General features: G+C 48.5%; 22 protein-coding genes. 12 read left to right on the top strand and 10 right to left on the bottom strand.

Annotated features, from left to right (window positions below):
• The first annotated feature begins 99 nt into the window (after positions 1 to 99).
• The 3 genes from ACJJIL_RS00570 to ACJJIL_RS00560 all read left to right on the top strand — a co-directional run bounded on the left by ACJJIL_RS00570 (position 100) and on the right by ACJJIL_RS00560 (position 2,347).
• Positions 100 to 1,029: an alpha/beta hydrolase gene (locus ACJJIL_RS00570; protein WP_445360931.1), complete on the top strand. Its 930-nt coding sequence runs from the start codon at positions 100 to 102 to the stop codon at positions 1,027 to 1,029.
• 213 nt (positions 1,030 to 1,242) lie between these two features.
• Entirely contained in the window at positions 1,243 to 1,839 is a 597-nt protein-coding gene (locus ACJJIL_RS00565; RefSeq protein WP_445360930.1) for a lipase family alpha/beta hydrolase, read from the top strand.
• 55 nt (positions 1,840 to 1,894) lie between these two features.
• Positions 1,895 to 2,347 (top strand): phosphate-starvation-inducible PsiE family protein, encoded by a 453-nt coding sequence (locus ACJJIL_RS00560; protein ID WP_282930894.1) that lies wholly within the window; start codon positions 1,895 to 1,897, stop codon positions 2,345 to 2,347.
• 62 nt (positions 2,348 to 2,409) lie between these two features.
• On the opposite strand, the gene ACJJIL_RS00555 is transcribed toward ACJJIL_RS00560, so the two are convergent.
• From ACJJIL_RS00555 to ACJJIL_RS00525, 7 genes are all read right to left on the bottom strand, one after another.
• The gene (locus tag ACJJIL_RS00555; protein WP_413663642.1) at positions 2,410 to 3,168 is read right to left on the bottom strand and encodes a TerC family protein; all 759 of its coding nucleotides are present in this window, start codon (positions 3,166 to 3,168) and stop codon (positions 2,410 to 2,412) included.
• An 89-nt stretch (positions 3,169 to 3,257) separates the two neighbouring features.
• On the bottom strand, positions 3,258 to 3,644 hold the full coding sequence (locus ACJJIL_RS00550; RefSeq protein ID WP_445360929.1) for a SpoIIAA family protein: 387 nt from the start codon (positions 3,642 to 3,644) through the stop codon (positions 3,258 to 3,260).
• A gap of 141 nt (positions 3,645 to 3,785) precedes the next feature.
• Positions 3,786 to 4,277: a VOC family protein gene (locus ACJJIL_RS00545; RefSeq protein ID WP_413663644.1), complete on the bottom strand. Its 492-nt coding sequence runs from the start codon at positions 4,275 to 4,277 to the stop codon at positions 3,786 to 3,788.
• Complete coding sequence (locus tag ACJJIL_RS00540) at positions 4,219 to 4,530, bottom strand: putative signal transducing protein (RefSeq protein ID WP_444895823.1); 312 nt, start codon at positions 4,528 to 4,530, stop codon at positions 4,219 to 4,221. The genes ACJJIL_RS00545 and ACJJIL_RS00540 overlap by 59 nt, the downstream gene beginning before the upstream one ends.
• 96 nt (positions 4,531 to 4,626) lie before the next feature.
• Positions 4,627 to 5,025, bottom strand: a complete 399-nt coding sequence (locus tag ACJJIL_RS00535; protein WP_445360928.1) for a hypothetical protein — start codon at positions 5,023 to 5,025, stop codon at positions 4,627 to 4,629.
• Between the two features lie 269 nt (positions 5,026 to 5,294).
• Positions 5,295 to 6,803, bottom strand: a complete 1,509-nt coding sequence (locus ACJJIL_RS00530) for an aldehyde dehydrogenase (RefSeq protein WP_445360927.1) — start codon at positions 6,801 to 6,803, stop codon at positions 5,295 to 5,297.
• A gap of 351 nt (positions 6,804 to 7,154) precedes the next feature.
• Entirely contained in the window at positions 7,155 to 7,817 is a 663-nt protein-coding gene (locus ACJJIL_RS00525; protein WP_445360926.1) for a fumarylacetoacetate hydrolase family protein, read from the bottom strand.
• A gap of 150 nt (positions 7,818 to 7,967) precedes the next feature.
• Here ACJJIL_RS00525 and serA point away from each other — a divergent pair, with 150 nt between their 5' ends.
• The 8 genes from serA to ACJJIL_RS00485 all read left to right on the top strand — a co-directional run bounded on the left by serA (position 7,968) and on the right by ACJJIL_RS00485 (position 15,748).
• Positions 7,968 to 9,215 carry a phosphoglycerate dehydrogenase gene (gene serA, locus ACJJIL_RS00520; protein WP_445360925.1) on the top strand — a complete coding sequence of 416 codons (1,248 nt, stop codon included), beginning with the start codon at positions 7,968 to 7,970 and terminating at the stop codon, positions 9,213 to 9,215.
• Between the two features lie 200 nt (positions 9,216 to 9,415).
• Positions 9,416 to 10,324 (top strand): EamA family transporter RarD, encoded by a 909-nt coding sequence (rarD, locus tag ACJJIL_RS00515; protein WP_108734831.1) that lies wholly within the window; start codon positions 9,416 to 9,418, stop codon positions 10,322 to 10,324.
• A 51-nt stretch (positions 10,325 to 10,375) separates the two neighbouring features.
• A complete protein-coding gene (locus ACJJIL_RS00510; protein ID WP_445360924.1) occupies positions 10,376 to 11,452 on the top strand; it encodes a sensor histidine kinase in 1,077 nt (358 codons plus the stop codon).
• Positions 11,449 to 12,231 (top strand): LytR/AlgR family response regulator transcription factor, encoded by a 783-nt coding sequence (locus tag ACJJIL_RS00505; protein ID WP_445360923.1) that lies wholly within the window; start codon positions 11,449 to 11,451, stop codon positions 12,229 to 12,231. The genes ACJJIL_RS00510 and ACJJIL_RS00505 overlap by 4 nt, the downstream gene beginning before the upstream one ends.
• A 138-nt stretch (positions 12,232 to 12,369) precedes the next feature.
• Positions 12,370 to 12,819, top strand: coding sequence for a cupin domain-containing protein (locus ACJJIL_RS00500; protein WP_445360922.1), 450 nt, complete (start codon positions 12,370 to 12,372; stop codon positions 12,817 to 12,819).
• 147 nt (positions 12,820 to 12,966) lie between these two features.
• Positions 12,967 to 14,139: an MBL fold metallo-hydrolase gene (locus ACJJIL_RS00495; protein ID WP_445360921.1), complete on the top strand. Its 1,173-nt coding sequence runs from the start codon at positions 12,967 to 12,969 to the stop codon at positions 14,137 to 14,139.
• A 440-nt stretch (positions 14,140 to 14,579) separates the two neighbouring features.
• The gene (locus tag ACJJIL_RS00490; RefSeq protein ID WP_445360920.1) at positions 14,580 to 15,311 is read left to right on the top strand and encodes a DUF4386 domain-containing protein; all 732 of its coding nucleotides are present in this window, start codon (positions 14,580 to 14,582) and stop codon (positions 15,309 to 15,311) included.
• Entirely contained in the window at positions 15,308 to 15,748 is a 441-nt protein-coding gene (locus tag ACJJIL_RS00485) for a DUF6326 family protein (protein WP_445360919.1), read from the top strand. Before ACJJIL_RS00490 ends, ACJJIL_RS00485 begins: the two co-directional genes overlap by 4 nt.
• 202 nt (positions 15,749 to 15,950) lie before the next feature.
• On the opposite strand, the gene ACJJIL_RS00480 is transcribed toward ACJJIL_RS00485, so the two are convergent.
• From ACJJIL_RS00480 to ACJJIL_RS00470, 3 genes are all read right to left on the bottom strand, one after another.
• Positions 15,951 to 16,934, bottom strand: coding sequence for an alpha/beta hydrolase (locus ACJJIL_RS00480; RefSeq protein WP_444918474.1), 984 nt, complete (start codon positions 16,932 to 16,934; stop codon positions 15,951 to 15,953).
• A 115-nt stretch (positions 16,935 to 17,049) separates the two neighbouring features.
• The gene (fba, locus tag ACJJIL_RS00475) at positions 17,050 to 18,114 is read right to left on the bottom strand and encodes a class II fructose-bisphosphate aldolase (protein ID WP_282930878.1); all 1,065 of its coding nucleotides are present in this window, start codon (positions 18,112 to 18,114) and stop codon (positions 17,050 to 17,052) included.
• 89 nt (positions 18,115 to 18,203) lie between these two features.
• Positions 18,204 to 19,367 carry a phosphoglycerate kinase gene (locus tag ACJJIL_RS00470; protein ID WP_445360918.1) on the bottom strand — a complete coding sequence of 388 codons (1,164 nt, stop codon included), beginning with the start codon at positions 19,365 to 19,367 and terminating at the stop codon, positions 18,204 to 18,206.
• Between the two features lie 590 nt (positions 19,368 to 19,957).
• Here ACJJIL_RS00470 and ACJJIL_RS00465 point away from each other — a divergent pair.
• Positions 19,958 to 20,356, top strand: coding sequence for a globin (locus ACJJIL_RS00465; protein ID WP_413663658.1), 399 nt, complete (start codon positions 19,958 to 19,960; stop codon positions 20,354 to 20,356).
• Positions 20,357 to 20,530 lie beyond the last annotated feature (174 nt).

Here is a 20,530-nt window from a genome sequence, read left to right as displayed (position 1 = left end):
GAAGGCTCAACACCAAAGTCAGCCCCTTAGGGGGAGGAGCCCTGCCACTGGTTTTATAGATAGAGTAGAACTTTATCTAAACCCCAAAGGCAGGGCGCTATGGATATCTATAAGACCTTATTATTCGGTATTCTTTTCAGTCTAATACCACCGTGTACAGCTGAAGAACCCCCTAAAGAAGTACAGGTATCGGCAGGAAAGCTTGAAACACTGCCCTCCCTGACACTGGAAGGACTTGCTGAGCGCCCAATTAATGTATGGCTGCCTGATCAATATCCTACACAGAAACCCTATGCCGTCCTTTATATGCACGATGGACAGATGCTGTTCGACAGTAAAACCACCTGGAATGGTCAGGAGTGGGGCATGGATGAAGTCGCCTCTCGGTTAATAGCAGAAAAGAAGGTACGTCCCTTCATAGTTGTCGCTATCGATAACATTGAGACACTTCGCCACGGTGACTACTTCCCCCAGAAAGCTCGGAGTTTTTTGCCTAAAGAAGCTTCACAGGTCCAACATCCATTTAGCCAAGCCGAATTGCGTGGAGATCTTTACTTACAATTTTTGGTGACCAAGGTTAAACCCTATATTGATAGTCATTACGCTGTGAGTGGTGATCCCATCGACACCTTTATTGCCGGCGCGAGTATGGGAGGATTGATATCACTCTATGCGGTCACAGAGTACCCCGAAGTGTTCTCTACGGCTGCAGCTATATCCACCCATTGGCCAGGGATTAACCCTAACGACAAACTACCAATAGCTGAGGCTATTCGCGACTATCTAGAGGCAAATTTACCTAAGCCTGGAAATCACCGGTTTTATTTTGACCATGGTACAGAAACCCTGGATGCTTATTACCCGCCTCTGCAACGGGCTGTGGATAAAATCATGCGCCAGAAAGGGTATTCCTCTTCAAATTGGCAAACCCTAGTATTTGAGGGTCATGCCCATGATGAGAAATCATGGAATTCTAGACTCGGTGAAATATTAATATTCCTATTTGGAAACCCTCAAACAGACGCTTGAATTACTTTTTTATTTCAGATGCCGGCGTCTATATAAATAAAAGACATAGTTGCCGGCAATCCAACTTATCCCTTAAGACTACTTTGCTACTTTGTGGCATCCAACAATAGTTCTGCAACTACACTTCTCTATCAAGCTCCCAATAGTTTTTGGCAGACAAATAACTATTGCGATTGAAGCTTTTCCTAACGCATTACTTCTCCTGCGACAAGAATGAAACGTAAAAGCCGAACTGTTCTTTTAATACCTGGAATTTTTGATCGAGGAACCTCCTTACTTAGAATGCAGCACGAATTAGCTGCCGAAAATTATGACGTACACTATATCCACCTACGCTATAACTCCGGCTGGCATGGTATGGAACACCTTTCGTCCCAGCTTCTCGCAAAATTGGAGCACATCGTAGATAAAGAAACTACCTGTACCCTGGTGGGATTCAGCATGGGAGGGATAATCGCTCGGTATTATTTACAAGCCCTTAATGGTTTGGAGCGGGTGCATAAATTTATATCAATTTCCTCTCCCCACCATGGTAGTTACTGGGCAAACTTTCTTCCTTACAAAGGTGGGAAACAATTGCGGATCGGCAGTGATTTTTTACGCGCGTTGAACTTAGGCATTCAAAAATTGGAGGTTACCGAACCGGCTTCAATCTGGACACCCTATGACATAACCATTATGCCCCATAGTAGTGCTATCCTGGGCTTGGGAACATCCTACGAAGTTCCAGTGATACTACATCGAATGATGCCGCTAAGTAGCAAGGTAATTTCATTACTAAAACAGGAAATTAAATCAGGATTGAATTAAGAAGCTCACTGACAGAAACTAGCTTTAATTTGATGAGTTTAACGAGAAGTAAGGCATGGACAGCCCAGAAGAAAAAACTTCGATTACAGATAAGGCAATTCACAACTACTATCGAAAATTTGAAAGCCTGATTGCCTTAATTTTGACTTTTATTATTGTTGTAATCGTAATAGTCGCGATCAGCCGATTGGGATACTCTGTATACAATATGTTACTGGTGGGCATGCAGGACCCTCTGGACCACAAGGTATTTCAAACAATATTTGGCGAGATTATTACTTTACTGATTGCACTGGAATTTAGCCATACACTTCAATATGTAGTTACACGTCAACAGAGTATTATTCAAACCAAAGTTGTCGTACTTATTGCTATTTTGGCTTTATCCAGAAAATTTATTATTTTAGATCTGGATAAGGTCAATGCTGGCGAGCTTTTGGGATTATCTACTGCCACTCTCGCACTGGGCCTTACTTACTTAATATTGAAGCTTAAAAATAGTAACTAAGGGTACTTTTGTAAACCAGACAGTAATCCAGGGTGGAGGAACACCTCCACCCTCTCACTATTTTAACTATCCTCACGTAGAGCGTGATGTAACTTTACCGGTGGGGTCTTACGGGCTTTCTTACTGCGCATGCGCAAATTGAGGAACTCCACAGCCATTGAAAACGCCATGGCAAAGTAGATATATCCCTTAGGTACATGGACATCAAACCCTTCAACCACCAGAGTTAAGCCCACCATAATTAAGAAGGATAGTGCCAGCATTTTCACAGTAGGATGACGATCAACAAAATCCCCGATTGGTTTAGCCGCTACCAACATAACGATTACCGCCAGAATAATCGCTATTGCCATGATTGAGATCTCGTCGACCAATCCCACAGCGGTAATTACAGAATCCAAGGAAAAGACAATATCCAATAGTGCAATTTGTAGTAGCACCATCCAAAATCCCGCACTGCCCAGCGAGGATGCACTCTCCTCTTCACCCTCGAGACTATTGTGAATTTCATGGGTAGCTTTAGCGATTAGGAACAGTCCTCCGCCAACCAAAATAATATCGCGCCCTGAAATTTCCATGCCATAGATGCTAAATAGCGGCTCGACTAAGCCCATAATCCATACAATAGAGAAAAGCAGTGCCAACCGGGTCACCATTGCCAGAGTAAGACCGATAAAGCGCGCGGGCTCTCTCTGTTTTGGAGGCAACCGTCCAACCAAAATGGAGATAAAGATAATATTATCGATACCCAGCACTATCTCCAGCGCCGCCAACGTGGCCAATGCTATCCAGGCCTCAGGGCTGGCTATCCACTCAAACATACGGTCTAATCCTTATATAATTTATTATTTAATAAGCCTTTAATGGACAAATACTTTATTTTTCTATTCTGGCTTTATCACTTCAAAATCTAGGTATCTTCCTCCAGCCAAGCTTTCGCCTCAGTTTCTGATTCAAATGTTCGATATTCACCACCAATAAACCAGCTACCTACTTTTCCGGCGACTTTTAGCCAGCGTTTATCTGAAAGTACGGCAACCCGGTTAAACTCCCGGCCGTATTCAATACCCAACTTAAAATCATCCCAAGCCGCCCGAGGCTCCCACCCCTCCAATTCTCGAGCATCCATAAATACGTTTATCTTTGGGTGCTCAACTTTTTCTATTGCTGCGGTCAACATTGGTACCATGGTTTCGTAATCATCATGGGTCAACTTACCACGGGCCTTCACAGTAAGGAAAATAAAATCGGATTTCTGTTCCAAACCGATAGACACACCATGGGACGTAACAGTCATAAGACACCTGTAAATCTTTTACGAATTATCACTACATAATCCATACTTTAATCATCGAAAAAGCCATGAATTCATGAGTTAAGATAAAAAGATCATATTAATTGAAAGGTGATAGGTTTAAGTATTTGAATAGCTACTCTCTTACAAGCTGATAGTATCAGAACCACTGCCATCAAACTGTACCAGACAGAACTCATTTCCAAAGGGGTCAGTTAATGAAGACTTAACTCCCCATTCTTTTTGCCGGATTTCACCCTGTATCTGTCCACCAGCATCAACCACCTGCTCTATTGCCAGAAGCAAATCCTCTACAACAATATCCATATTTACCGGCGTCCAGTGCCGATCATAGCTACCTATATTTTTTTTACTGTTTATCGGCCAGATCCCCGAATCCCTTTGCTGTAGAAATATAGGCACAGTGCCACCGAGCATCTCAATCATATCCGTTCCCAGGCGGCGACCTTCGTAGAGGCCAAATGCATCTCGATAAAAATTGATCGCCCGGTTTAAGTCATCGACATCAATGTTGAGAAGTACTTGCATTGTGATATACGACCCACAAAACTCTGCTTTAGTCAGCTCCTGCTGGCTTGGGTTCTCCACATTGCCAGCAGTAATCAAAAGCTGCACCGTTATCTTCCCCACATGCCTGGCAGAACCAGCTATTCGAATCCACCTCAGCCTCAGCCAGGACCTGTCGGGCTCGCTCCAAATCGCGGTCACGCTCTAACCATAATTCTGGCCAAACCTGGTTGGGGGCTAATTCACCAGTAGCCCCCTGGGCATATTCATTTTTTAATCGTGTTTTTATTCCCGCAACTTCAAGTCGACTCTTTGCCAACTCAACCAACAAGCGGTTTTCATGGGTATAAATAAGTTTCATAATTGGGCCGCACAAATATCAGGAATCCCCAGATTACACAGCTATTAATCTGCAAACAAACCCGGTTTCTGCCAAGCCGGCAATCCCTGAAAATTCTCAGCGCACACCGATCAAACCACAATTTTCATATTCACAGTATTTCTCTTCTCCAACCGTAATGATCTCCAGAATAGACTCTACGGAGTCAACTGCTGAACGGCTGTTCAATAGAATTCTGCCTGAGCGATTGGCAATATATTCAAGGACAATTTTTCCTTTTCTATTGCGATGCTCAGCAATTTTCTGCCCTTTTTTGACTTGATCACCACGATTGACAAATAGCCTGATCCACTCTCGTTGCCTCTGCTTGAGATTGTTATTGTGAGACATACTCGTATAAATTTTTTCTGCGCTAACAAGCCCTGCTATTTCGCCAAAAATTGGCGCTTTTTCAGCATGGGCATAGGTCGCACCAATGGCACTTAAAGCCACGAATAGAACGGTAGTTTTGTTCAAATCAGCACCCCTACACGCTATAAAACTCGTGAACTGGAATACTCATATCCTGAAAATGTCGCCCCAAACTTTTCTCAGGGCAATAAGTTAGGTATAGCTGACTAGATAATTCACGCCAGAAAATCCACTGCGCGTCGATCCGGCTGCTGGTATTAAGGTAGGGGGAGATAAACACTGACTACACCGGAGCCCTGTATGTCTAGTGGCAATTCCGGGGTGAGTGGGAAAAATGCATGAGGACCGGGAATCCGGCCCTCAAAGCTGAGAAGCTAACTCAAATCAATCCAGGTGGACTTGAGTTCACAGTACTTATCCAGCGCGTGTAGCGACTTATCGCGGCCATTTCCAGACTGCTTAAAACCGCCAAATGGTACGGTGATATCACCGCCAAAATAGTTATTTACCCAAACAGAGCCGGCGTATATATCCCGGGCCATACGGTGGGCACGCCCCAGGTTATTGGTCCAGATACCCGCCGCCAGGCCGTAGATTGAGTCGTTGGCAATGGCGAGTGCTTCTTCCTCTGTCTCGAACTCGATAACAGACAGTACCGGGCCAAAGATTTCTTCACGGGCGATCGTCATGTCACCGGTGACATCGCGAAATACCGTTGGCTCATAGTAGTAACCGCCTGCTACTTCATCTACCGGTTTGCCGCCGCAAACCAATTGCGCACCCTGCTCCAGGCCCTTGGCCACGTAAAATTCGACCGTATCAAACTGGCTGCGATCGATCAGGGCACCCATACGGGTACTTGGGTTTTGCGGATGCCCGGGCTTAAAGCACTCTGCAGCTTTAGCCACCTTTTGAATAAATTCATCGGCAATAGATTTTTCAACCAGCAGACGTGATCCGGCGGTGCAGGTCTCCCCCTGGTTGTAGAAAATGGCCAGGGCCGCCGCTTCGGCCGCCTTATCCAGATCTGCATCGGCAAATACAATATTCGGGCTTTTACCGCCGAGCTCAAGGAAAGTACGCTTGAGGTTGGACTGACCTGAGTATTCGGTCAGGGTTTTGCCTACTTCGGTGGAACCCGTAAAGGTCAGGCAATCGATATCCATATGCAGGCCCAAGGCCTTGCCCAAGCTACTTCCCGGCCCCGGTAGCACATTTAACACACCATCTGGCAGGCCCGCTTCCTTAGCCAGGCCCGCCAGCTTAATCGCGGTCAGCGGTGTGTTAGACGCGGGCTTCAGGATAACGCTGTTGCCGGTGGCCAGGGCCGGCCCCAGTTTCCAAGCGGTAGTGGATAAAGGGAAGTTCCAGGGCACAATGGCGGCCACCACCCCCAGGGGCATACGGGTAACCAAGCCCAGCTCACCGGGGCCGGTCGGGGCCACTTCATCGTAAATCTTGTCGATTGCTTCACCGCTCCAGCGAATCGTAGTGGCCGCTCCAGGGACATCCACGGCCATGGTATCGCCAATCGGCTTACCCGCATCGAGGCTCTCGAGCAGGGCAATTTCCACCAGGTTCTCTTCAATCAACTCTGCAAAGCGCACCATAATTTTTTTGCGCTGCATTGGCGGCATTTTCGACCAGACGCCAGACTCAAAGGTTTCCCGAGCCACCTTTACCACCAAGTCCGCGTCATTTGGACCGCAACTGGCAATTTGCGCCAGCTCTTCACCATTTGCGGGATTAAAAGTGGCGCGAGTTTCACCGGAGAGGGCATCGACATAGCTGCCATTGATAAAGGCACGGCCCTCGATCTTCAGTGAGGCCGCCAGAGCCTGCCATTCCTGCAGGTTTTGGGGGATATTATTTTTCGCTGACATGACACACCTCATTTAATTTGGAGATAGTTTTCCCGGTTATATCGAAAATGTGATCACAAATCAAAGGGCTGAAGTCATTCTAAACTAGGGAGCCTCTGAATAACTCCGTGATACCTCTGGCATGCAGAGCGGTTTACAATCAAGGCGCGGCTTCGTAGGAATGTCTAGACCTTTCAAGAAGTCGCAACACGGAGTGTGAATCGCTCTGCAAGCCCCGAAGGGCGGGCCTTGAAGGCCACAGCTGCTGCGTTGCAGCTCTTGCCAAGGGCTACGGCCATTCGCGGCGAGCTGCGCCTAACATCTGCAGCCTTCAAGACCCGCAGAGGCATTACGGAGTTATTCAGAGGCTCCCTAGGCCACCTGCGTTTCCACACGCAGCCAATCATCTTCCAACTGCATCGCCAGATTATCGCCGTGGTGTAACTCGCCCACTCCTGCCGGTGTGCCCGTCAAAACCACATCGCCGGGTTCGAGCGTAAAGTAACTGCTGACATAGGCCACCAAATCGAGAATTGGTGTCAGCATATTTTCGGTTTCACCCTGCTGGCGCAGCTCACCATTCAGCCATAGGGAATAGCTGAGCTTGTCCCAGTCCGGCAACCAATCGAGTTTCACAAAGGGAGAAAGTGGGCATGACTTGTCGAAACCCTTGGCCTTTTCCCAAGGATGTCCCGCTTTTTTCAGCTTCGTCTGGAGGTCGCGCAAAGTTAAATCCAGGGACAGGCCCAGCCCTGCAATTGCCCCAGGGACTTCTGCCACGTTGGCATTACTCAATCGCTTGCCTATCAACAGGGCGAGTTCCCCCTCAAAGTGGCAACTGCCGCGCCCCACCGGTAAATGGATTGGCTCGGCCATAGGCACCACTGCTGTCGCCGGCTTGATAAATAGCAGGGGTTCTTCTGGCACCGGATTATTTAACTCAGCCGCGTGGTCTGCGTAATTACGCCCCACACAGACAACCTTCCCCAGACCAAACGGTACTTCACTGCCACAGGTAAATTGATGTTGGTACATAGATAAACAAGATAGTTAGGATAGAAATTTCGAATAAAGCCTTGGAGGCTGCATGTGCTATGATCGCGCCTTCGCCAAAATTGCGGCACCCCCGAAGAAGTGATCTAAGCACTTTGCACCTGTTATTCGCACTCAGTGAAGAGATAGTTTATGGCTCCGCACAGTTCCGATCAAAAGAAGTCCCTGCAAAAAGATAAAATCCGCATCCTTTTACTGGAAGGCGTACACCAGTCCGCCGTCGACTTACTCAGCTCCCGAGGCTACACCAATGTGGAGTACCTCAAGACCTCCCTGCCTGAAGATCAATTGATCGAGAAAATTGCCGATGCGCACTTTATCGGTATTCGCTCGCGTACCCAGTTAACCCGCAAAGTGTTGGAACATGCGTCCAAGCTGATAGCCGTAGGCTGTTTTTGCATCGGCACCAATCAGGTGGATTTACAGGCGGCGACGGAACTGGGTATCGCGGTATTTAATGCGCCCTACTCCAACACTCGCAGCGTTGCCGAGCTGATTATTGCCGAAACTATTTTTATGCTGCGCGGTATTCCAGAGAAAAATGCTGTGTGTCATCGCGGCGGCTGGCAGAAATCAGCGGTGGGCTCATATGAAGCCCGGGGCAAAACCCTGGGCATTATCGGCTACGGTGCTATCGGCTCACAGGTTTCTGTTATGGCCGAAGCTATCGGGATGCGAGTCAGGTTCTACGATGTGATTACCAAGTTGCCGCTGGGCAATGCCACCCAAGTAAACTCACTCCCGGAATTGTTGGCGGAATCCGATGTGGTCTCCCTGCACGTACCAGAGTTGCCTTCCACCAAAATGATGATGGGCGCCGAGCAGATCGCGCAGATGAAGCCCGGCAGTATTCTCCTCAACGCTTCTCGCGGCACGGTGGTAGATATTGATGCCCTGGCAGAAGCACTGAAGAGCAATCACCTGGCCGGTGCGGCGATCGATGTCTTCCCGGTTGAGCCCCGTGGCAACAGCGACGAATTCGTCTCTCCCCTACGCGGAATCGATAAGGCACTGCTGACCCCTCACGTAGGTGGCTCCACTGTGGAGGCCCAGGAGAATATCGGTACAGAAGTATCGGAGAAACTCGCTCACTACTCCGATAACGGCACCACCACCAGCTCTGTGAACTTCCCGGAAGTAGCACTGCCCGGTCACCTGGATACCCACCGCCTTCTGCATATTCACAAAAATGTGCCCGGTGTACTGAGCGCCATCAACCAGGTGTTCTCAGAAAATGCTATCAATATCTCCGCACAGTTCCTGCAAACCAATGAGGCAGTGGGCTATGTAGTGATCGATGTGGACGCAGAGTATTCTGATCTGGCACTGGAGAAATTGAAGAGTATCCCCGGCACCCTGCGCTGCCGCGTGCTTTTCTAAGCCTTTCGGTCGTTGGCGGGTACCCACAAATACCCGCCAATGACACGCCAATCGGAGCCTTCCTCGCGGTAAAAAAGATTGATCCCCCCCGGCCACCGCTTCTACAATGGCCAGACCTATTCTTTTGCTTCAGGCCCAGGTGACCACATCCGCGTGCCACCCCTGAACCAAAGCCAGAGTTATCCACAGCAGGTGCTCCCTTGCGTAGTAATGATTCCGCCTCAACCGGCCTTCTCGCCGGGATTTCCGCCTTCCTCATTTGGGGGCTGGCGCCACTGTACTTCAATAAATTACAGGATATTCCCGCTGCGGAAATCCTAGCCCACCGCAGTATCTGGTCGCTGGTACTCGCTATTGGTATTCTGCTGATTGTACGCAAGATGCCGGATTTTCTGGCAACCTTACGCGACGGCAAGAAGATGCGGATGCTGGCCCTGACCACGGTATTGATCGGCGGTAACTGGCTGGTGTTTATCTGGGCGATCAATAACGGCCATTTGCTCGAAGGCAGCCTGGGTTACTATATCAATCCACTGATCAATATTTTGCTGGGGGTCCTGTTCCTGGGTGAGAAACTGCGGCGACTGCAATGGATCGCTGTGGCACTGGCAGCTACCGGCATTGCCTATGAGCTTTGGCAGTTTGGTCGCATACCGATCATTGCCCTGTTCCTGGCCTGCTCCTTTGCGCTATACGGTTTGGCCCGCAAGCAGGCCCCTGTGGAAAGTCTCACCGGCCTCGCGGTGGAAACTCTCTTTATATTGCCAGTGGCCGTAATCTACCTGTTTTGGAGCGACAGCCCCACCAGCAACTTGCTGAACAACAGCCTGGAGTTAAACAGCTTACTGCTCTTTGCCGGCCCCATTACCCTGGTTCCCCTGCTGCTGTTTACGATCGCCGCGCGCAGGCTCAACTTATCGACATTGGGCTTCCTGCAATACATCGGTCCCACACTGATGCTGGTGGTCGCCACCCAGGTATTGGGCGAGTCTTTCAGCGAAGAAAAGCTCACCACCTTTATGTTTGTTTGGCTGGGTCTAGCGCTCTACTCAGTCGACGCATTGGCACAGCGGAGAAAGCTGCATCTACAAGGTAAGGCAGCGCTTTAACGGTAAAACCTGTGTAAGAATGGCCACCTAAATTAACCAAAGGCGGCCATCATGAATTACTCGCCGACAGCCAACCCACCTCAAGTGCGACTGCTACCCAGCAGGCAGCGGTCGCTGACTGTTTTGCTCGCTACTCTGCTTTGGACCCTGCTACTCAGCTTCGGCTGGAAAGGTACTTATACAGAGCTCCTACTGCAAACCAGCACAGCTGCCATATCAGCACTGATTACTTTTTGCCTGTTCGAGCAATGGCCGCGCAACTTGCCTCAACGATTACCTCGCTGGGTAATACAGGTGGTGGGTGTGGCAATCTCTATTCCACTATCGCTGCTAATCCTGTCTCCTGCCTTGACAGAACCGGAGGCACTTCCACTTTGGCAGGACCACAGCCGACACTGGAGTTTTCTCCTGATAGCGGTGACCGGCATGTTACTCGGGCCCTGGCTCGCTATGTCTGCGCTGTTGCGCCAGCGGGATATTGCTGTACGAGAGCAGGCGCAACTTTTTGAACGGCAGCGGGGCGCCCTGGAGCACCAGGCGCTCAATGCGCGGCTGCGTTTATTGCAATCCCAGGTGGCCCCACACTTCTTATTTAATACACTCGCCAATGTACAAGAGCTGGTAGAGTCTTCATCCCCTCAGGCACCCACACTACTGAACAACCTGATTGCCTACCTGCGCGCCGCAGTACCGAGACTTGAGTCGGAGCAAAGTACCCTCGAGCAAGAGCTAACTCTGGTGCAGGCTTACCTGGGCCTGATGCAAATGCGTATGCCGGATCGCCTGGAATTTTCTATCAACGCTGATGACGAGGTGCGAAGTCAGTCTTGCCTGCCCATGTCTCTGATGTCACTGGTTGAAAATGCCGTCCGCCATGGCATAGACCCCAGTGAGGAAGGGGGACGTATTGATATTGAAATAAAGCTGGAACAGGGCCTCTGTATTGCCACCGTCACCGATAGCGGTATCGGCATCCAGGACAATTCCAACAGTCTCGGGACAGGGTTGGCAACTTTGAGAGAGCGGCTACAACTGACCTATGGCGATAGTGCAGGCTTGCGTTTGATCGACCAACAGCCCACAGGTCTTTGTGCCGAATTGCTATTCCCCGCCGAGGAGCAAATATGAGTGCCACGCCCACCACCGCCTTAGTAGCTGACGACGAACCACTGCTGCGCCAGTCTTTGGTCCGCAAACTCAAAAGTGTCTGGCCGGAGCTGAAGGTTGTTGCGGAGGCCCGCAATGGTCGTGAAGCCGTAAAACTATTTGAAGAAAAGCAGCCCGATATCTGTTTTCTGGATATCCATATGCCGGGTAAGTCCGGCATTGAGGCAGCCCAGAGTATCGGGCGTCGGGCCCATTTAGTTTTCGTTACCGCATACGACAACTACGCCGTGGAAGCTTTCAGGCAGGGTGCACTGGACTACCTGGTAAAACCGGTAGAGATTGAGCGGCTCGCCGATACCGCCGAGCGGCTTAGGGAAAGGCTCAGCAGTTGCAAACCCGTCAATCATCAGCAGGAGTTACTCGAGCAATTAGCGAGACAGCTTCAATCCAAGGAAGACAAACCATACCTGCGCTGGATTCGCGCTTCCATAGGCCAGCAATTGCGGATGATACCAGTAGAAGATGTGCACTATTTACGTTCAGATGAGAAGTATACCCTGGTCGCCTGGAGCGAATCCGGCAATAACAATCTGGAAGCCTGTATTCGCACACCATTAAAGGATCTAACCCACCAACTTGACCCCGAACTCTTTGCCCAGGTTCATCGCTCTGTTGTCGTCAATTTAAAGGCCGTTCACCATGTAATAAGGGACGGAGATACCGCTCAAATTACCTTGCTAAATAGGGAAGAAATACTCCCCGTAAGCCGGCGTTACTTGCATCTATTCCGCCAAATGTAATCAGTCTGTCAGTAGGGGGCATTTAAAATCCAATATTTTCTCCGATGTAGGTCCGTAGAGATTTTCCCGAATTTAGTGGACAGCATTAATTCTTGAACGAGAATTACATAAATCTCCATAAGATTGCCGGAAAGTTCAATGAGCCGCCACTTCCTTTTCCTTGCCATTCTGACACTTGCATTTATCTCGGAAAATATATTTGGCCAGGACAAAACCAACGACATAAAGTTTGAAACACTAGTTTCCTCTACAAAGGACTGGGAAGGACATTCCCTACCAAAAGTGAAACCGGGGCAACCGGAATTAACGATTGTTAGCGTTACTATTCCGGTGGGCGAACAGATGCCCGTACACAAGCATCCAGTGCTAAATGGTGTCTATGTAGCAGAGGGCACTTTAACCATTGTACTCCCAGGACAGAAAGAAACGCTTACTCTGGGGGCAGGTAAGGCATTTATCGAAGTTACCGATAAATGGCATTATGGGCGCAATGATGGTGATACTCCGGTAACTATTATTCTCTTTTACTCGGGCCTGGAAGGACAGCCAACCACCGTCTATAAAAATCCTGATGACAAACTAAGTTAATAGCAGCCTAAATCCTGATCCTTTACAAGGCCTGAGTCCACGTCATCTACAGACTTGACCAAAATTTTTAATCATCTTTTTGTACGTTTAAAAATGTCTGCATATCCTTGGTATGTATTTTCCGCACCGACTGGAATCTATAAAACCATGCGACTGATCGTTGATATATTTGCCACTCTTGCCCTCGGGGTGTTCTTTGCGATTTCAAGCCTGGCCGAGCAGCCTGAATCTCTGAAGCGTTACCCACCTTATGTGGAAGATGATGGCAAAATGCACATTTACTTTTGTGGAACTGGCACGCCAGATCCGGCCTATCAATACTTGCGCCATCCCGCCTGCGTTGCTATTCGCAGCAGTGGGAAACTATTCCTCGTCGATGCCGGCGAAGGAGCTACAGCAAGAATTGGCCAGCTCGGCCTTAATCTCGCCCAGCTGGACCCCATTTTTATTACCCACTGGCACTCGGATCACTTTGGTGGTTTGGCCATGGTGATCAACGAGTCCTGGTTTGTTGGTGCCGACTCGCCTATTAATGTCTACGGACCCTACGGCATCCATCGCATTTTGGATGGAGTTAACAAGAGTTTTGGGCCGGACATCCTTTTTCGATCGGCAAATAGGCAGGGAATTCTCGATCCAGTCCTAGCGGTCGCCACTCCCCACCTAGTGAATATTGCCGGGGATCAAAGCGAGGTCGTACAAGATGTGTGGCACCACAGGGATACTTATGTCTCTGTGTTTGCCGTACATCACGAACCGGTTTTTCCCGCATTTGGTTACGAGATACGTTTTGGCCCCTGTAAAGTCATCATTACTGGTGATACCCATGTTTTCGATGCGCTAGAGCCAATTGAACGGGATGCCGATCTACTGATTTCTGAGGCTCTCAGCTATGCCCAATACATCAGCAAGCTGAAGCAAACCGGGGATAATCGTCGCGCTCGTTTGCGATATGAGAAGGCAAATCAAATTATCCACTACCATTCCAATACTCTGGACATTGCCAAGATGGCAACCAAAGCGGGAGTAAAATCGGTTGCCTTAACACACCTAATACCACCCCCCGTTACTGAAGCTGACAAGATCGGCTTTATTAAGGGAATGCGAAAATTCTATTCGGGCCCAATTCGGGTAATGGATGACCTGGATGAAATTGTGCTATCGGACAATGGACAGGGTACCTGTAAGGTTGAATACCCTACTAACAGAGTTCCCACAAGTGCAAAACAGACTTCGGAGAAAAGTGATAAACCCCGCAAGAAGCCAGCCTCCACACCGAGTCCCTCCGAATCCAAGAAAGCCAGTCAACAACCCGATTAACAGCAGGCTAAACAGTGTTAGCCGCATACAGTTGGCGGCTCAAAAATCATCTGGATGGCCATACCATCCCAAATCACTTATCTCACTATTCCGCACTTCAAACCACGCTTTCCGCAGCCCATGCCTAGCTGGGTAGCGCACAACTCAATATTCCAATAGGTTTCTTTGCATACAGTGACTCTAAAGAGACCACCATGGCGTCAATAGCTAGTACCCCACACCCAATAATCGTAGTACCGCTAGAGATACAGAAGCTTTACCTCTATTCACAACAGAACAACACCATAAGTACGTCTTTGCTGACCATATTCTTCTTATGAAATTCTAGCTGATTACCGTGGTTGGAAGTTCACCGTAGCACCCTTTATATAGCTACAGCAACTAGGACCCAACCAACTTTTGGCTCTCTATCTGTCAATTTGATTTTACAAGGATATAAAATGACTCAAAAAGAATATGCCAGACTTTCTGGGCTTATTTATTTACTTGTTATATTGCTGGGAATATTTTCTTTAGTATACGTGCCTTCTCAAATTCCCACAGCGTGGGAAAATGCATCTTTAACAGCGCAAAACATCCTGGAATATGAATTTCTATATAGAATAGGAATTTTAGGCGGGATACTTCTCTACATACTGTTTTCAATACTGCCACTAGCTTTATATCGCACATTTGAATCTGTAAATAGAGAATGTGCGTTGTTAATGGTTATTTTTGTCCTCATCAGCATTCCATTTACTCTACTCAATATAGTTAACAAAGTTGATGTTCTCACACTTATTAGCGGAGCAGAATATCTCCTAACTTTTGAAAAAGAACAAATTTATACTCAGGTATTATTGTTATTAAAATCGTATAGTAACGGAATCCAAATCATCCAGGTACTCTGGGGATTATGGTTACTTCCTTTCGGATACCTGGTCTACAAATCAAACTTACTACCAAAAATACTGGGCATACTATTAATGGTAGGATGCCTTAGCTATTTAGTAAGATTCTGCGCAAATATACTTTTCCCTGAATATCAAATCCCCGCTTTTATTAGAGTACCCGCCTCTCTAGGGGAGATCGGAACCTGTCTGTGGTTACTAATTATGGGCGTTAGAACCCCACCAACTATTACCGAATCAAATCAAAAGTTATCTACCAGTAAGATCGAGGGAATGTCATGAACGATAAAGACAAATTAAAGAGCACATCGACCAAGCTCACTGACAATCATATAGATGTTAGGATTAAAATAGCCGGGCTATGGGCTTCAGTAGTACTACTTTACATCTACGGGGATTTCTTTGGGCTATTTAAGACAGGAAAAATAGATAGAATAATTGAGGGGTTCGGGCCATTTGGAACAGTCACACAAGAGTCACTACTTGCTGTATCAATCATCGTGTCACTCCCCTGCATTATGGTTGCTCTTACTTTATTACTTAAACCATCTATCTCTCGCTGGATAAATATTATTACATCCTCAGTTTTCATTATTTTCTTATTTGTAACATTTTTAATGTCCACCTGGTATTTCTACTTCTATCTGGGATTTATCGAGATTATTCTCAAATTAGCTATTATTTGGCTGGCTTGGCGCTGGCCTCATGAGGAGTATTAATAGAGTTTTTGACCAAAGGAGAAGGAAAGAACATATTGTACTTGGGCACCGCCGCATAAGGCATGGATGGCGTCTTCAACCTTATCGGGGAAATTTACAGAGCGTTCATTTCTTCTAACTAAGTAGATTCGCTAAGGCTTTCCGAGTGAAAAGTGCAGGTCAAAACTCTGCGAGTTGAGCGATACAAGTTATCGCTCACAGCCTATTTGGTTAACCACTCATCCATCGCCGCTAATATTTGATGGCGATAAGGTTGGGTTTCGTTAATCATCTGGTGCCGAGCGCCGCGTATCAATACCCGGTGGCAATTGGGAAAACGATTTCGAACAGCATGAAGACCATAACGCCAATCAACGGTTTTATCATCCGTTCCCTGAACCAAAAGGATCGGGCGCGGGTTGCGTGCCGTGCGGGGAAATGTCTGCAACCAATCCACCATCGCCCTGAGCCAGCTCATAGAGATTGATTGAGATTGAAGGGGGTCCCTGAGTGCCTGACGTCGAGAAAACTCTACATCGTGGGTATTAATTGTAAAGGCCCGGCCGGGTTCGCGGATAAACAGGCGGCCCACATAATATTTCCAGCGATTTAGCCAAGCCCAGTTTGACGGCCTTACCAAGGGAGCCAACAAAAAGACCTTATCCAGAGGCTGCCAGCGGCTGTATTGCAGATGGGCCAGTAGTGCAGCGCCACCGGTGCTCTGGCCCATTGCATGCCAGGGCCCGGGCAACTTATTTCGCGCAACTTCCAACAGTCCATCAAACGCCTGGCGGTATTGCAGGAAAGTATGGATAGCGACACGCTCACCACTGGATAAACCATGTCCGGGGAAATCAAAAATCACTACATTGAGATCCCGCTCCAGGCCAAAGCGGATTGCCGGACCATAAATACCTGTATGATCAAAATAGCCGTGGCAAATAAACAAAGTGCCCTTGGGATTCTCGACCATCCAATACTGTGAAACCAGTTCAAATCCGGCAACTTTAAAAGTGCCGACTCCAGTCTTATGGGCTCGGGGAAAATGCAAATCGTAAAAATTACGATAATCCCGCAGCTCTTTGCACAGAGGGGTTTCGTCAGCGCCAAAATCCAGTTCAGGCAACTTCTGACGCAATGCAGAGTAGTCCGGTCGCTTTATTACCGGGCTATTATCGTAGGTGCTGAGGTCTTGCAAAGTATCCATTAGTGCAATGGTACTGCATTTTGGCGGTAGGGGTAGTGATATCGTAGCGGGAAAGACAACCTGAAAAGAAAAAAGGTGGGCATAGAGCCCACCTCTTCGCAACAGTGGATGACCGTTACTTGATTTGCGGCTCCAGCTCACCAGCAGCGTAGCGTTCGCTCATAACATCGAGGCTAACAGGGCGAATCTTGCTGGCATTACCAGCTGTGCCAAACGCCTCATAACGAGCGATACAGATTTCCTTCATCGCTTGCATAGCGGCTTTGTAGAACTTACGCGGGTCAAACTCAGATGGGTTCTGAGCCAGGAAGCGACGTGTGGCACCAGTCGAGGCCAAGCGCAGGTCGGTATCGATATTGACCTTGCGCACACCGTACTTGATACCTTCACAGATCTGCTCAACAGGAACGCCGTAGGTTTCCGGGATCTCACCACCAAACTCATTGATTACAGCCAGCCACTCCTGGGGTACAGAAGAGGAACCGTGCATTACCAGGTGGGTGCCTGGAATACGAGCGTGAATCTCTTTGATACGGTCGATGGCCAGGATGTCCCCTGTGGGCGGACGAGTAAACTTGTAAGCACCGTGGCTGGTACCACAGGCAATTGCCAGGGCATCCACCTTGGTCTTCTGTACGAAGTCAGCGGCCTCTTCCGGATCGGTCAGCAGCTGGTCGTGGGACAGCTTGCCCTCAGCGCCAACACCATCTTCCTCTCCCGCCATACCTGTTTCCAGGGAACCCAGGCAGCCCAACTCACCTTCAACGGAAACACCACAGGCGTGGGCCATATCCACCGCGCGCTTGGTGACATCTACGTTGTACTCGTAAGAAGCCGGGGTCTTGCCGTCTTCCTCAAGGGAACCGTCCATCATCACTGAGCTAAAGCCCAGTTGGATAGAGCGCTGGCAAACGGCGGGGCTGGTGCCGTGATCCTGGTGCATAACTACCGGGATCTCAGGGAACTCCTCAATAGCGGCAAGAATAAGGTGGCGCAGGAAGGGAGCGCCGGCGTACTTGCGGGCGCCCGCAGAGGCTTGAACGATTACTGGAGAATCGGTCTCTTTGGCCGCTTCCATAATCGCACGCATCTGCTCTAGATTGTTTACATTAAATGCAGGTACACCGTAGCCATGCTCTGCGGCATGGTCCAACATTTGGCGCAGGCTGATAAGAGCCATAATTAATTCCTTTCTCGTCTACTCGTAGTATTTGTATTTTTGCTTTTATGACCTGCCTGCAAATTGCGACAGGCCTTATTTTTCGTTATTTAGTCTTGTGCGCGGCTTTCCAGTATAGCGACCGCTGGAAGCTTCTTACCTTCAACATATTCAAGGAAGGCACCGCCACCCGTGGAGATATATGAAACCTTGTCGGCAATGCCATACTTATCCACAGCTGCCAGAGTGTCGCCGCCACCAGCTATAGAAAACGCTGCGCTCTCGGCAATGGCTTTAGAGAGGTGCTCGGTACCGCCACCAAACTGGTCAAACTCAAACACACCTACAGGACCATTCCAGATAATGGTTTTCGCACTGCTGAGAATATCTTCCAGTTGCTCGGAGGATTTCGGACCGATATCAAAAATCATATCGTCTTCAACCACAGCATCGGCACTTTTGGTTTCCGCTGCGGCGGATTCACTGAATTCTTTACCTGTGACTACATCAGTTGGCACAGGGATATCACACTTCTGCATCAGGGCCTTGGCGGTATCTACCAGATCGTGCTCACAAAGGGACTTGCCCACTGGCTTGCCGCTGGCTGCCAGGAAGGTATTGGCAATACCACCACCAACAATCAGCTGATCGACTTTGTCAGCCAGGCTTTCGAGTACCGTCAATTTTGTAGAAACTTTGGAACCACCAACAATAGCAACCAGCGGGCGCGCCGGTTCAGCCAGGGCTTTCTCCAATGCGTCCAGCTCAGCAGCCAACAGAGGGCCGGCGCAAGCAACCGGTGCAAATTTAGCCACACCATGGGTGGAAGCCTGGGCCCGGTGGGCAGTACCAAAGGCATCCATCACGAAGATGTCGCACAATTGCGCATAGGCCTTTGCCAGAGGCTCATCGTCCTTTTTTTCACCGCTGTTGAAACGTACATTTTCCAGCAGGGCAACTTCCCCATCGGCCAGTTCAACGCCATCGCGCCACTCTTTGACCAGCGCCACATCACGGCCCAACAGCTCACCCAGGTGTGCAGCAACAGGGGCCAGGGAGAATTCTTCCGCGTACTCCCCCTCTGTGGGGCGCCCCAGATGGGACATCAACAGCACTTTAGCCCCGGCTTCGATGGCGGCTTTTATCGTCGGTAGTGCCGCGCGAATACGTGCATCGGAAGTTACACGACCGTCCTTAACCGGTACATTCAGGTCCTCACGGATAAGTAAGCGCTTACCAGCGAGATCGAGATCTGCCATCAGTTTGACCGCCATTAGCCAATCCTCTTCTACTTCGATTAACTGAAAAATGTGGGCGGCGATTATATCAACTGGAACCTATCGATGCCGATATTAAAAACAGGGGAATACGTTGTTATATCAGCCAATCTACGCATTATTAGCGCAGTTGTTACTGTCTTCTGGGTCATATAATCAGTTGTAGTCGATGCTTATCGCCCTTGACTTGCGTTGTAAGCGAGCAATCACTTCCATTCAAGATGGCACCTGGAGCCAATTTTCAAACAGCCTTATAGCAACTTTAGATTTTCTCACGATACTGCCGCAATCGCTCCGCTATTTAAGTAGCTATAAGAGTCCATACATATGCTGTGGGGCTCACGATCGGCATCTAGCGATGAGGAGAAAGCTGATTGGAGCCCAAAGTGTCAATGGCGATTTAGTAATTCGCCGGTTGAGAACTACTTTTTAATTACGCCAGATAACGCGCATTTACAGTCAAATTACTCTTCCCGCACCCAAGCTCGATCGATAGAATCGCCGCCCCCTTCCAAAGTGCACATTAATCACAGAGGCCACTCAATAGTAAAAACTAAGGGTGGCCAATAAAAGAGGTAAACAAAACGATGCAACCAACGGATAGTGATATCGTTTTCCAAAGCTATGGACGTTGCTGTAATAAAGAGCAGTTTTTTGTGGATTTTTACGATCGATTTATGGGAAGTTCTACAGACATTCGCCAGCTCTTTGCCAATACAGATATGAAAGCCCAGCGCCATCTTTTGCGTAATGGCATTATGCAACTGGTGCTTTATTCACGCGGTATGCCAGACACCAAGCTGCGTGCTCTGGGTAAAAGTCACGATCGCAACGGCTATAATATCCGCCCAGAATGGTATCGCCTCTGGCTCGACGCCCTGCTCGCCACCATTAGACAGCACGACGAGGAATACTCACCAGAAGTTGACGCTGCTTGGAATCGAGCGATCCTTCCGGGTATTGAAATCATACGCCAAGCCTACTGAGTCGTACGCCCAAAAAATTACAACTTAAATTTGCTAAGCCCCAAACCAGCCATTTATTATCAGGCTTTCTGGCAGCTTTCTCTGCTTATACCAATGCAGGGTTTTCCAATGCTGGTTTGGTGCTCCAAATCTAATTTAATGGAAGCACAAAGAAAATCACCTAATGCCAGTTTA

It is taken from the genome of Microbulbifer maximicatervae (SeqCode) (assembly GCF_052468095.1).
This window is presented reverse-complemented; position numbering and strand designations above follow the sequence as displayed.